Genomic DNA, 13,198 nt, shown 5'->3' on the forward strand with positions numbered 1-13,198 from the left:
GCACCGAAAGGACCGCTGCGCGTCGAGCGGACCAGTTGCAACCGGTCCGCTCGACGCGCAGCGGTCCTTTCGGCGAGGCTCGTTCCGAGATGCGGTGCCGGCGGAGACACTGAGGGCACCGACAGTCGATCTGTCGGCGCCCTCAGCGAGCTCCTGCGGCGAGTCGTGTTCTGCCGAGAGGTCAGCGTCCCAGTTTCTGGGTCCAGGTCTGGGGGAGACGTCTGCGCACATTCCGGCGGGGAGCCCGGAAGCCTGCCAGGTCGCCCTTGCGGGTCTCGGATTCGGCTGCGGCTTCGGCCTGCTGCGCGGCGTAGGCGGTCGCCACCTGGCGGATTGCGACGACGGCGGCTACGGCCGCGGCGCTGGCCATCTCATCGCTGATCGGCTCTCCGTCATCGGCATGCACCCGTGATCGACTCTCGACCGAGGGCACCCGCAGCGTCTCCGGAGACTCCGCCACCGCCTCGGCGGTGTGGTCCGCTTCGATGGAGGTGGTCACTCCAGCTGCGGGGTCCGCTTCGGTTGAAGTGCTCGCCCCGGCGGTGTGGTCCGCTTCGGGCACGGCTGCGGAATCGGTGTGTGCATCCTCGCTCATAGTGGGATGTTACCGTGCTTGCGCGCGGGGGCGTCGACATGCTTGTTCTTCAGCGCCCGCAGGGAGCGCACGATCCGGTTGCGGGTTTCGCTGGGTTTGATGACGGCGTCGATGTACCCCTCTTCGGCGGCGAGGTACGGGTTGAGCAGCGCATCCTCGTAGTCCTGGATGAGTTCAGCGCGTGCGGCCTCGACGTCCTCACCGGCCTCTTCGACGGCCTTGAGCTTGCGTCGGTAGACGATGTTCGCCGCACCCTGGGCGCCCATCACGGCGATCTGCGCGCTCGGCCAGGCGAGGTTGATGTCGGCACCGAGCTGTTTCGAACCCATCACGCAGTAGGCACCGCCGTAGGCCTTGCGGGTGATGAGCGTGACGAGCGGGACCGTGGCCTCACCGTAGGCGTAGATGAGCTTCGCGCCCCGACGGATGATGCCGCCGTACTCCTGGTCGGTTCCGGGCAGGAACCCGGGCACATCGACGAAGGTGAGGATCGGGATGTTGAAAGCGTCGGCCAGGCGCACGAAGCGAGCGGCCTTCTCCGAAGCGTCGATGTCGAGGGTTCCGGCCAGCTGCATCGGCTGGTTGGCGATGACGGCGACACTGACCCCTTCGACTCGGCCGAAGCCGGTGACGACGTTGGGAGCGAAGAGTTCGGAGACCTGCAGGAACTCGCCGTCGTCGAGGACAGCGGTGACGACGTCGAGGATGTCGTAGGGCTGCGACGGAGAATCCGGCATCAGCGTATCCAGCGCCTCGTCTTCGGCCGTGAGCGTGAGATCGGATTCGAACTCGTCGGCATCGGCCGGATCGAGGTTGTTCTGCGGCAGGAAGGAGAGCAGATCGCGCACATAGTTGAGTGCGTCGTCCTCATCGCTGGCGAGGTAGTGGGCATTGCCCGAGACCGTGTTGTTCGTCCGGCCGCCGCCGAGCTCTTCGTGGCCGACCGACTCACCGGTGACGGTCTTGATGACGTCGGGGCCGGTGATGTACATGTGGCTGATCTGATCGACCATGATCGTCACGTCGGTGAGCGCGGGGGAGTAGACCGCACCGCCGGCCGAGGGCCCCATGATCAGCGAGATCTGCGGGATGACGCCGGAGGAGGCGACGTTGAGGCGGAAGATCTCGGCGAAGAGGGCGATCGAGCCGACGCCTTCCTGGATCCGGGCGCCGCCGGAGTCGTTGATGCCGATGATCGGGCAGCCGAGCTTGAGCGCAAGCTTCTGCACCTTGACGATCTTGCGTCCGTTCGCTTCGGCGAGCGACCCGCCGAGGACCGTGAAGTCGTGAGCGAAGACCGCGACGGTCTTGCCTTCGATCGTGCCCAGGCCGCAGACCACACCGTCACCGTCGGGACGATTGTTCTCCATCCCGAACTGGTGGTTGTGGTGGCGGGCGAATTCGTCGATCTCCTGGAAGGAATCGTCATCGAGGAGAGCGTCGATGCGTTCACGGGCGGTCTGCTTGCCGCGCTTGTGCTGATTGTCCACCGAGCGCTGGTTGCCGGTGTGAGCCGCGTCCCGGCGCTGGATGAAAGCGTCGATGCGTTCGGCTGTAGTCCGTGGGGTATCCGTCATGCCTCCACAATAACGATGGAAGAGGCGATCATTGTGCACTCTCACCAAAAGAATCTAGAGTGGACTGGTGAACAGCCAACACCTTCCTCTTCTCGTCGACGCCGACTCCGTGCTCCGCGCAGCGGCGGACCGTGGGTTCTCGCTTCCGCCTCTGATCTGGGACGATGACTGTCCGTCGACGAATGACGACCTCGCTCGGCTGGTTCGCGAGAACGCAGCGAACGGCACCCCCTTGGCCGAGTTCACCATCCGCGGCACCGATTTCCAGAACTCCGGGCATGGTCGACTCGGGCGCACCTGGACTGTGCCTGCCCGTCGCTCGCTGACTTGGTCGATCCTCCTCACGCCCCCGGCCGGATTCACCCGCTGGGGCTGGATTGCGCTCATCGCAGGAGAGGCCGTGCGCTCTGCCGTCGCCGAGGTGGGGGTGCCCGCCGTCATCAAATGGCCCAATGATGTGCTCACCGCCGAAGGGAAGAAGCTGTGCGGGATCCTCGCCCGCATCGAACCCCTGGCCAGCGGTCCGCAGATCGTGCTGGGGATCGGGCTGAACACGCGATTGGAACCGGCAGACCTGCCGCGTGCCGATGCGAGCTCGATCGCCATAGAAACCGGCAGACACGGTTCAGAAATTGATCATGAAGCGTTGCTAGTCTCAATTCTGAGCACCTTGATTCCCTGTTTGAGAGAGCTGGCTGAGTATGGCGAGACGGATTTCCGTTCCAGCACTGCGGCGCAGAGAGTACGTGAGCACATGGTGACGCTCGGGACGCGAGTCCGAGTGGAGAAACCCGACGGCTCGGACCTCATCGGCATCGCCACCGGCCTCGACTCCGACGCTGACCTCATCATCGACGACCGCGTGTCCGTCAGCGCCGGCGACGTCCACCACCTGCGTCCCGTCGCACCGCCGACGGCTCCGACCGAAGGCGAGCGGTGATGGCGGTCTCCGATTTCACGGCCGGCTTCGACATCGTCGACCCCGAAAAGCTCGGCACCGCAGAAGTCGGGGCCGCCGACAGCCGGGACGAAGTCTCACAGTCGCAGAACACCGGAGGGCAGGCGGAGGACCGCGCAGCGAGCCCTTCCGACATGGAAGCTGATGTCGACGAGGCGGCAGCGGGCGCGAGCGACTCGACCAGTGCAGAGCCCCGTGCCGCCGAGTCCGGAGAGTCCGACCCCGATGTGCCGGTGGACGAAGCCCCTGCGTCGTCGACCGAGAGTGGGAACCGATCCGGCACCCGCGCCGAGGCCGATTCCGCCACCGATTCCGCCAGCGATTCCGCCAGCGAGGCGGGAGCCCCGTTCGAACCGAACTCGATTCCCGTCATCACCGAAGACCGACCGCCGACTCACTCGGCCGACGACTCGGGGCCGCAGGGCAGTGCAGCAGCCGCCTCGGTGCCGGGGATCGAATACGGCGATGACGATCTGGTCCGCGGAATCGAGACCACCGACGCAAGCGACTCCGCAGGCCGGGGCGCAGGCGAGACGAACACGCGGGCCGACGACGAGGAGGACTTCTTCAGCGGACTGCGGGAGGACCCGCGGACCTCGGCGATGCCGACCGTCGAGGACGACGACGGGAGCGCATCGGTCAACGTCGATGCCGACGCTCCGGACTTCGATGACACGATCTATGAGACGCGGACGGCGGCTGAACGCCTCGAAGAGATCCTGCTCGACGGCAAACGCGTCCTCGACCGGCGTGAGGCCGCGAAGCTCGGCGGGATCTCGACGGTATCGGCACGCAAGATGTGGCGCGCGCTGGGCATGTCTCAGGCGAACGAATCGGACAAGGCCTACACCGTCAGTGATGCTCATGCGCTGCGGATCTGGGCGAAGCCCGTCGCCGACGGCCTCATCGACCAGACCACTGCGCTGTCGCTGGCGCGTGCGATCGGACAGACCACGGACCGTCTCGTCGTCTGGCAGATGGAGACGCTCGTCGAGTTCCTCACCGAGGAGAAGGGACTGACCGATCCGGAAGCCCGACGTGATGCCCTGCAGGTCGTCGAGGACATGATCGACCCTCTGCAGAAGATGCTCACCTATTCATGGCGACGCAACCTCGCCGATGTCATGGGGCGACTCAACGTCAACGTCTCCGACGGGCTGGCCATGGACAACCGTCAGGGCTGGTACGACTCATCGATGCCCTTGGCCAGGGCCGTCGGATTCATCGACCTCGTCTCCTTCACCCGTCTCTCGCAGAAGATGGAACCGCGGCAGCTGGCGAACATGGTCCAGGAGTTCCAGGGCATGGCCTACAACATCGTCGCCACCGGCGGCGGCCGCGTCATCAAGACCGTCGGGGATGAGGTGTTCTTCGCCGCCTCGACGCCGCTGGCCGGAGCCGAGATCGCGATGACGCTCATGGAACGGGTCACCGCGGCCGAAGACCTGCCGCAGGCGCGGGTCGGGTTCGTCTGGGGACGTGTGCTCTCCCGCCTCGGCGACATCTTCGGTTCCAGCGTCAACCTCGCGGCACGGCTGACGGCCGTCGCCGATCCCGGCACGATCTTCACCGACGAAGAGACGGCGCGGGTGCTCTCGGCCTCCGACGACTATGTCTACGAACCGCGTGATTCGATCTCGCTCCACGGTCTCGGGGAGACCTCGATCGGTGAGATGAAGCGCGGCACCGCGACGCGGATGCGCCTCGATCTCGACGACGAGGGAGAGGGCTGAGCGCCCCGAGATGTTCGACGGACTCAGAACAGTGCTGAGCCGTCATCGTCCTCATCGTCGTGGGAGACGATGACGGCGTCCTCGTCATCGAACTTCGCCCGGGCGATCTCGTCCTTCGCATCATCGAGATCGAGTTCGAGCCCATCGAAACTCGTCGCCAATCCCTGCTGACCACGCTGTCCCCTGCCCGCAGGCTTCTTGCCCCCGGACTTCTTGCCTGCGGGCTTCGCCTTCCCGGCGCGCGGGGCAGAACCGGAACTCGCCTCGGCGGTCGATTCTGCAGTATCGGTCGTCGCCTGGCCACCGGTCTCGGCGTCCTCCGCCGCGTCTGCTGCGGAATGGTCGATGCTCTCGGCCCCACCGAGGCGGGGCAGAGTGCCGATGACGTCGATCTTCGACTCCAACGGGGATCCCGTGCCGTCACGCCGCGACAGTTCCGCGGGCAACGTGCGAGCACCGCCGGCCGAGGCTGCGGCCTGCGGCGAATCCCCGACCCATGCCAGAGACAGCTCGGTCTCTCCCTTGAGGAACTTGTGCGCCCGCACACCCGAGGTGGCCCGGCCCTTCGTCGGGAACTCGGAGAACTCACTGACCTTGATCGATGAGGACGGGGCGCCGTAGAAGTTCTCCCCGCTGGCGATGGTGACGACGGCGAAGCTGCCGAGTTCGGCGTCCGCAGCTCCGTCTTCATCGGTCTTCGCGGCCTTCGGCGTCATCCCGAAGAACACCACCCGGGCGTCGGCTGCGACCTTGATCCCGGCCACGCCCGAAGCATTCCATCCCTGCGCCCGCAGCCCGGAGGCGTCGAAGGCGAGCAGCTGAGCATTCGAGGTCACGAACACGGCCAGAGAATCATCGATGTCCTCCGGCTGGGCGACGCCGACGACGGTGTCCTTGCCTTTGAGAGTGATCGTCTCCCACTCGTTCTTGTTCGGTCGTCCGGCCACCGACACGCGCTTGACCACGCCCTGGGCGGTGCCGACGACGAACTCGCGATCGAGGTCGATGAGCCCGAGGATCTTCTCGTTCTTCTCCAGGGCCGCATACTCGGCGATCTTCACACCACCGGCGACATTCGGTCGCGCGGCGGCCGGAGGCAGTGCCGGAAGGTCGACGACATCGACCATATGCAGGCGTCCGGCCGTGGTCACCGCACCGACTTTGCCCTGGGTTGTGGTCACGATCTCCGAGGTCAGCGCATCATGGCTCGAGCGTCGGCCCTCCCGCGCCAGGGGTGCGGCATCCGAGGTGCGCGCGATGCGTCCGGAAGTCGACAGCAGCACCCGGCAGGGGGAATCGGCGATCTTGAGGTTCGTCGGCGCCTTCCTGCCCTTGGCGGTGAGCTCCTTCATCGACCCCTCGATGAGGACGGTCCGCCGCGGCGTCCCGATGATCTCAGCGGTCGCTTCGAGCTCGGTGGCGACGAGTTCGCGCAGCTTGGCCTCATCGGCCAGCAGCGACTCGAGGTAGTCGATGCGCTTCTTCAGCTCGTCCCGCTCGGCTTCGAGCTCGAGGCGGGAGAACTTCGTGAGCCGGCGCAGCTGCAGGTCGAGGATGTAGGTCGCCTGCAGCTCGGAGAGCTCGAAGACGTCCATGAGCCGGGTGCGTGCCGTGGCCGCATCATCGGAGGAGCGGATGAGTTGGATGACCTCGTCGATGTCGAGGATCGCGATGAGCAGACCCTCAACGAGGTGGAGCCGGTCCTTGGCCTTGCGCAGCTGGAAGACCGTGCGCCGACGGACGACGTCGATGCGGTGGCTGAGGTAGACCGTGAGCAGCTGCCGCAGCCCCAGCGTCGAGGGCTGGCCTTCGACGAGGCAGACGTTGTTGATGCCGAAGGACTCCTCGAGCGGAGTCTGCCGGTAGAGCTCGGCCAGCACCGCCTCGGGGTTGAAGCCGTTCTTGATCCCGATGACCAGACGCATGCCGTTCTTGCGATCGGAATAGTCGTCGATCGAAGCGATTCCCGTCAGCTTCTTCGCACCGACGGCATCCTTGACCTTCGAGACCACCTTCTCCGGGCCGACGAGGTAGGGCAGTTCGGTGACGACGATGCCCTTGCGGCGGGCGCTGATGTTCTCGATCGAGACGGTGGCGCGGGTCCGGAAGGTGCCGCGTCCCGTCTCGTAGGCCTCACGCACACCGTCGAGGCCGATGATCCGACCTCCGGTGGGCAGGTCGGGTCCGGGGATGAAGCGCATGAGCTCGGCCAGACCGGCCTCTGGGTTGCGGATGAGGTGCGCACAGGCGGCGATGACCTCTCCGGGGTTGTGCGGGGCCATGTTCGTGGCCATGCCCACGGCGATGCCCGAAGCCCCGTTGATGAGCAGGTTCGGGAAGGCGCTCGGCAGCACTTCGGGCTGGGTGAGCGTGTTGTCGTAGTTCGGAACGAAGTCGACGACGTCCTCGTCGAGACCGGCGATCATCTGCATCGACGCTGTGGTCAGGCGGGCCTCGGTGTAGCGGGGTGCGGCGGGACCGTCGTCGAGGGAGCCGAAGTTGCCGTGCCCGTCGACCAGCGGCACCCGCATGATGAAGCTCTGGCTCAGACGCACCAGTGCGTCATAGATCGCCGAATCGCCGTGGGGGTGGAGCTTGCCCATGACATCGCCGACGATGCGGGAGGACTTCACATGACCGCGCTCCGGGCGCAGCCCCATATCGCCCATCTGGTAGACGATGCGACGCTGCACGGGTTTGAGGCCGTCACGAGCATCAGGCAGTGCGCGTGAGTAGATGACCGAATACGCATACTCGAGGTACGAGCTCTCCATCTCTGAGGAGACGTCGACATCGATGACTCTGCCTTCGGGCATGGAACTCCTTTGACACACGAACTGTTCGATTCGGACGCCTGCCCGCTCCGAAGCCGTGCCTCAGCGTGGGCGTGCACCTGTCGATTCTAGCGTTCGATTTGCGTTCTCCGGTTCAATCGGGAGTTCCCGGAGGTTTCGTGTCGGAAGTTCAGGCTTCTTCGCGCGTTGAGCGAAGCCAGACGAAGAAGTCCTTGAGGTAGGCCTCGACGTGGGAGCGTTCAGCGGTTCCGGCAACGAGTTCGCTGAGCATCATGCCCGCGACCGAGCTGTTGACCCGCCGCGCGTATTCGGCGTCGATTCCCGCGAAGCGCATGATGAAGTCCTGGATCGCGCGGAGGTTCTTCTCCTTGGCGATCACGGCCTCCGGCGGCAGCGCCGGATCGAGGCTGAGCATCATCATCGTGTAGAAGCGGTTGCGGTCGGTGGTCAGCCAGTTCATGCAGAAATCGATGGCGACCTCGATCGGATCGGCGTCCGGAGAGCGCATCAGCTCGGGAATGCGTTCGAGCTGCTGGGAGTTCAGTTCCCCGATGCGTTCCATGATTCCGGTGATCAGGGCGTCCCGGGTGCGGTAGACATTCGAGGTCGATCCGACCGGCAGCTCTGCCAATGCGTCGACTGCTCGGTGGGTGAGTCCGCGGACACCTTGTTCGGCGACTACGGCGATCGCGGAGTCGGTGACGACGTCTCTGCGCGAAATCATGACTGTGAGGCCTCGCTCTCGTGGGACATCCGCAGGTCGCCGGTGCCGTGGACGGTGAATGGTCAGGATGCTGACCACAGATGGTGGCCGCCGGAGCGGCCACTCATGGAAAACACGAATTCATAACTATTCGTGTCGAATGGATACAGACACTACCCGTCAAGTCTGCGAATTGGTATAGGACTCGCCAATCTGAGAGTCGGTTCCCAAAATTCGGAGCCGGTCTCGGGCCGGCGCAGATTCCGCGTTCAGTTTTCGCCGCCGTTTCGGGCTCAGCTGAGGAGCCGTCGAGTCCCGTCGATGCGGGTGGGATCCGGCAGCAGATCGACGTGGGCGCTGAGCACGTGGGACTCGGTTTCCGTGGCGACCACGGGGTGGATGACGAGCTCGAGGATCTGCGGGTGATTCTCCACCAGCACCGAGAGCCTCTCGATCACCGTGCGCAGAGGTTCGATGTTCATCGGCGGCAGGCCCCGGTAGCCGAACAGGCGTGGGGAGGACTTGATCGAGCGGATCATGTCCTCGGCCTCTTTGTCCGTGATCGGGGCGACCCGGTGCTCGACGTCTCCGAGGAGCTCCGTGGAGTCGCCGGCCAGAGAGAAGGCCAGCAACGGACCGAGCAGCGGGTCCTCTCCGGCTCGGATCACGCAGGGCACACCGTGTGGGGCCATCGCCTGCACGTCGACGAGCGGTTCGTCCTCATCGGTGAGCTGACGGATGGTGTCCTGGACGGCGGCGAAATCCTCGGCGAGCTCTTCCGGAGAGTCGATGTTCAACCGCACACCGCCGAGCTCCATCCGGTGCCGCAGCATCTTCGTCACCGCCTTGAGGGCAACGGGATAGCCGATGGTCTCCGCCGCGGCGAGCCCCTCTTCGACCGAGGACGCCGCAATATAGGGCAGCACCTCGATGCCGTAGGCGTTGAGCAGGGCGCGGGTGTCATCGCGTTCGAGCCGTACCGGAGCGCCCGGCTTGGCGCCGTCGAGCGCCGAGTCGATGATCGAACGCACCTTCTTGTCATCGATGTCATCGAGTTCGACGTACGTGCCGTGATCGGCGGCCCGCCAGCGGGCATAGTCCGTCGCCCGGGCCAGCGCCCACACCGCGTCCTCGGGACCGATGTAGCTGGGCACGGTGTGGGAGACGCGGTTGCCCTCGTCATCGGTGAGGAAAGTGGTGAGTTCGTCGTGGACGCCCTGGATGCCGAGGAAGCACGCGACCGTGGTCTTGCCCGACCTCGCAGCCGATTCGGACAGCAGCGCGGCGATCTCCGCTTCCTCGGCCCCCGCCGACGGGGTGAACGTGACGATGACCGAATCGACGTCGTCGCGGTCGTACATCGCATCGAGTTCTGCGCGGAAGGTCTGCGTATCGACCTCCGGGTGCAGGGAGACCGGGTCCGTGTCGACGCGCAGACCCTCGGATCGGGCCCGTTGCATGATCAGCGTGCCCATCGCCGCGGAGTTGCCGATCACACCGACCCGGCGGCCGGCGGGCAGCTTCTGCGAGGAGAAGACCTGAGCGAGGTCGAAGAGGCGGTGGACGGTGTCGGCGCGGATCACGCCCGCCTGTTCGAGCACCTGATCGAGCGTGTTCGGGGCCAGGGAGGAGGTGCGCACGATATGCCCGGGCGGCAGCTCTCGCCCAGTGAGGTCGGACTTGATGACGATGACCGGTTTGACGCGCGAGACCCGGCGGGCGATGCGCGAGAACTTGCGCGGATTGCCGATCGATTCGAGATAGAGGCCGACGGTCTGCGTGGCCGGGTCCTCCTCCCAGTACTGGAGCAGGTCGTTGCCCGACAGGTCGGCCCGGTTGCCTGCGGACACGAAGGTGGAGATGCCCAGGCCGCGGTTCTTCGCCGCCGCCAGCAGCGCGGTGCCCAAGGCCCCCGACTGGCTGAACAGTCCGAGTGTGCCCGAAGCGGGCAGGAACGGTGCGAGCGAGGCATTGAGGGAGATGTCTTCGGCCTCATTGACCAGGCCGAAGGAGTTCGGCCCGACCACCCGCATGCCGTAGGCGCGCGAGGTCGCGACCATCCGCCGCTGCAGCTCGGCGCCCTCGGGGCCGGTTTCGGCGAAGCCGGAGGAGATGACGAGCACGGCCTTGACCCCGTGCACGGCACAGTCCTTGACCACCTCGGTGACGGAATCGGCCGGAACGGCGATGACGGCGAGGTCGGCCTTGCCGGGCAGATTCTCCAGGCTCGGGTAGGCCTGGACTCCGGCGATCTGATCGGCCTCGGGATGGACGACCCAGAGGTCGCCGGCGAATTTTGCGGCCGTGATGTTGCGGATGAGCAGATGACCGGTGGAGTTGCGCTTCCGGCTGGCGCCGATGACCACCACCGAGGTGGGGTGGAGGACCGTGCGCACGCTCAGGGCCTCGGCCCTGTGTTCGCGGGAGGCCTGGACCTCGATCGAACGCGCCGTCGGGTCGATGTCGAAGTTCACGGCCACGACGCCGTCGTCGAAGCCGCGGGAGACCTCGTAGCCGGCGGCCTGGAAGACCTGAAGCATCGAGCGGTTCTGAGGCAGCACCTCGGCGGTGAACCTCTGGATCCCCGCCTCACGCGCGGCCGCGGCGAGGTGCTCGAGGAGGATCGAGCCGATGCCGCGTCCCTGGTGGGCGTCGGCGATGTTGAAGGCCACCTCGGCGTCGGTGTCGGAGATCTTGTCGAACCGGCCCACGCCGATGATGTCATCGCCGATGAGCATGATCAGAGCGACACGATCGTGATGGTCGACGTTGACGAACCGGTCGAGGTCGCGCTGCGGCAGCCGCGGCAGCGGGGCGAAGAAGCGCAGATACACGGACTCCGGCGACTGGGCCTCATGCATCCGGGACAGGGCATCGGCATCAGCGGGAGTGATCGGACGCAGATGGGCGGTGCCGCCGTCGCGGAGGACGACATCGGCTTCCCACCCGGCAGGATAGTTTTCCATGTTCCCAGCATATGCGTCTGCTCACGTTTGTGGCCGACCGTCCTCGGAAGTGTCGGGGGCGCTGGGAAGTGTCAGGGGAGTGGGGCACAATAGTGGGCATGGCATTACCCGAGGTTCTCGTTCACGATCTGCAGTCGGCCGGCTACTATCCTCAGCTGACCCAAGGCATACTCGCCGACTCCCTCTTCGACGAACCGGTACTGGCCCACTTCGTCCACATCGACACCCATGTCGACATCGAATCCATCCACCGTCACGTCACCGCTTTCGTCCTCACCGAGACCCGGCTGCTGCTGGCCCACGTCGATGACGATCCGAACGCCGAACCCGGGTCCAAACCGCGGGCGGTCACGAGCAGCGAGGACATCGACCTCGACCGGCTCGGCACCGTGATGGTCGGCCGCACCTTCGCCGATCCGGCCGCCTACAAACCCGGCGACAAACCCGTCGAGGTCTCCCTCACCCTGTCCTGGGGAGCGTCGAAGCGGATCGAAGCCTTCCCCGAGACGTGCGGGGATCCCGACTGCATGGGCGACCACGGCTACGGCGGATCGATGTTCGCCGAGGATGTCATGCTCCGAGTCTCCGCCCAAGCCGAAGGCCAGGCCGCCGTCGACCGGATCACCGAATTCGCCGGCAAGCTGCGCGCCGCGGTCTTCCACGCCCGGCTGCGGTCACGCCGCTGATGGGCGACGCGGCCGCGCAGACACCCGCAGGCAACGGTCTCTTGGGCCCACCGGACTATTCGGGGCCCATCCTCTCCGACATCGTGCCCGCCGCCGCGCTCAGCCTCGGCGCCGGGGGCATCTTCGACGCCGAGGCGCGTGAGCGGGCTCGGGCCCTCGGGCTCGACCGGGACTCACGGACCACGATCGTCGTGCTCATCGACGGCCTCGGTGAGCAGCAGCTGCGCCGCTTCAGCGGATACACTCCGTTCTTCCGGTCGCAGGCAGAGGCCCGCCGGACTCTGTCGGCCGGGTTCCCTTCGACCACCGCGAACTCCCTGTCCTCCTTGGCCACGGGCCGGCTGCCCGGTGCCCACGGGGTCGTCGGCTATCGCGTCCTCGACCCGGAGAAGGACGCGGTATTCAACCAGCTGACCTGGAACCTCGACGTCGACCCCGTCGCCTGGGTCCCTGATGCCACCCTGTTCGAACGACTCACCGACGTCGGTGTCGATGTGGTCAGCCTCGGTGAGAAGAAGTTCGCCGGACGCGGGCTCAATCGCGCGTCTCTGCGCGGTGGCCGGTTCCGGGATTCGAAGACACTGGAGGATCGCTGCGCGCAGGCCCTCGCCGAAGCGAAGGCTCCGGGCCGGCGACTCGTCTACCTCTATTGGGGAAACCTGGATAAGACCGGTCATGTGCACGGTTCGGATTCGGCGGCCTGGACCGAAGAGCTCGAACGCGTCGACCTCGCCCTGTCCCGGCTCGCCGCGGACCTGCCCCACGATGCGACGATGCTCGTGACCGCCGACCACGGCATGGTTGACATCGATCATGACCGACGCCTCGACCTCGCCTCGGCTCCCGATCTCAAGTCCGGGCTGCGCCACGTCGGAGGGGAACCGCGAGCTCTGCATCTCTATGCCGAGCCCGGCGCCGAGGCCGACGTCGAATCCGCGTGGTCAGAGACGCTCGGCGACCGGGCGCTGATCATCCCGAAGTCCCAGGCCATCGCCCGCGGATACTTCGGTCCCGTCGCCGCACACGTGAACCCGCGGATCGGGGACTTCGTCGTCATCTGCTCCGACGGATTCGCCGTCGTCGATTCGGACGTGGAGTCCGCCTCGGCGCTGGCGCTGATCGGCCACCACGGCTCGACGACGGAACGCGAACTGCAGATCCCGCTCCTCGTCCTCTGAGATCGAC

At 66.1% G+C, this 13,198-nt stretch carries 9 protein-coding genes; 4 read left to right on the forward strand and 5 right to left on the reverse strand.

The annotated features are described in order from the left end of the window. Positions 1-181: 181 nt before the first annotated feature. Positions 182-595, reverse strand: a complete 414-nt coding sequence (locus EB836_RS04780; RefSeq protein ID WP_240689604.1) for a hypothetical protein — start codon at positions 593-595, stop codon at positions 182-184. Next, entirely contained in the window at positions 592-2,172 is a 1,581-nt protein-coding gene (locus tag EB836_RS04785) for an acyl-CoA carboxylase subunit beta (RefSeq protein ID WP_135538092.1), read from the reverse strand. Before EB836_RS04785 ends, EB836_RS04780 begins: the two co-directional genes overlap by 4 nt. Before the next feature lie 67 nt (positions 2,173-2,239). Between EB836_RS04785 and EB836_RS04790 the strand changes: the two genes are divergently transcribed. Both EB836_RS04790 and EB836_RS04795 read left to right on the forward strand, forming a co-directional pair. Beyond that, positions 2,240-3,112, forward strand: coding sequence for a biotin--[acetyl-CoA-carboxylase] ligase (locus EB836_RS04790; RefSeq protein WP_135538094.1), 873 nt, complete (start codon positions 2,240-2,242; stop codon positions 3,110-3,112). Further along, the gene (locus EB836_RS04795; protein ID WP_240689605.1) at positions 3,112-4,863 is read left to right on the forward strand and encodes an adenylate/guanylate cyclase domain-containing protein; all 1,752 of its coding nucleotides are present in this window, start codon (positions 3,112-3,114) and stop codon (positions 4,861-4,863) included. The genes EB836_RS04790 and EB836_RS04795 overlap by 1 nt, the downstream gene beginning before the upstream one ends. Before the next feature lie 23 nt (positions 4,864-4,886). Here EB836_RS04795 and EB836_RS04800 read toward each other — a convergent pair whose 3' ends face one another. The 3 genes from EB836_RS04800 to EB836_RS04810 all read right to left on the reverse strand — a co-directional run bounded on the left by EB836_RS04800 (position 4,887) and on the right by EB836_RS04810 (position 11,327). Then, on the reverse strand, positions 4,887-7,679 hold the full coding sequence (locus tag EB836_RS04800; protein ID WP_135538096.1) for a DNA topoisomerase IV subunit A: 2,793 nt from the start codon (positions 7,677-7,679) through the stop codon (positions 4,887-4,889). 148 nt (positions 7,680-7,827) lie between these two features. Further along, positions 7,828-8,382, reverse strand: a complete 555-nt coding sequence (locus EB836_RS04805; protein ID WP_135538098.1) for a TetR/AcrR family transcriptional regulator — start codon at positions 8,380-8,382, stop codon at positions 7,828-7,830. A gap of 272 nt (positions 8,383-8,654) precedes the next feature. Then, a complete protein-coding gene (locus tag EB836_RS04810) occupies positions 8,655-11,327 on the reverse strand; it encodes a bifunctional GNAT family N-acetyltransferase/acetate--CoA ligase family protein (protein ID WP_135538100.1) in 2,673 nt (890 codons plus the stop codon). Between the two features lie 98 nt (positions 11,328-11,425). On the opposite strand from EB836_RS04810, the gene EB836_RS04815 reads away from it, so the two are divergent. Both EB836_RS04815 and EB836_RS04820 read left to right on the forward strand, forming a co-directional pair. Continuing rightward, complete coding sequence (locus EB836_RS04815) at positions 11,426-12,013, forward strand: DUF5998 family protein (protein ID WP_135538102.1); 588 nt, start codon at positions 11,426-11,428, stop codon at positions 12,011-12,013. Further along, positions 12,013-13,191 (forward strand): nucleotide pyrophosphatase/phosphodiesterase family protein, encoded by a 1,179-nt coding sequence (locus tag EB836_RS04820; protein ID WP_135538104.1) that lies wholly within the window; start codon positions 12,013-12,015, stop codon positions 13,189-13,191. The genes EB836_RS04815 and EB836_RS04820 overlap by 1 nt, the downstream gene beginning before the upstream one ends. The last annotated feature ends 7 nt before the right edge of the window (positions 13,192-13,198 follow it).

The organism is Brevibacterium sp. S111, assembly GCF_004745075.1.
Classification (GTDB): domain Bacteria; phylum Actinomycetota; class Actinomycetes; order Actinomycetales; family Brevibacteriaceae; genus Brevibacterium.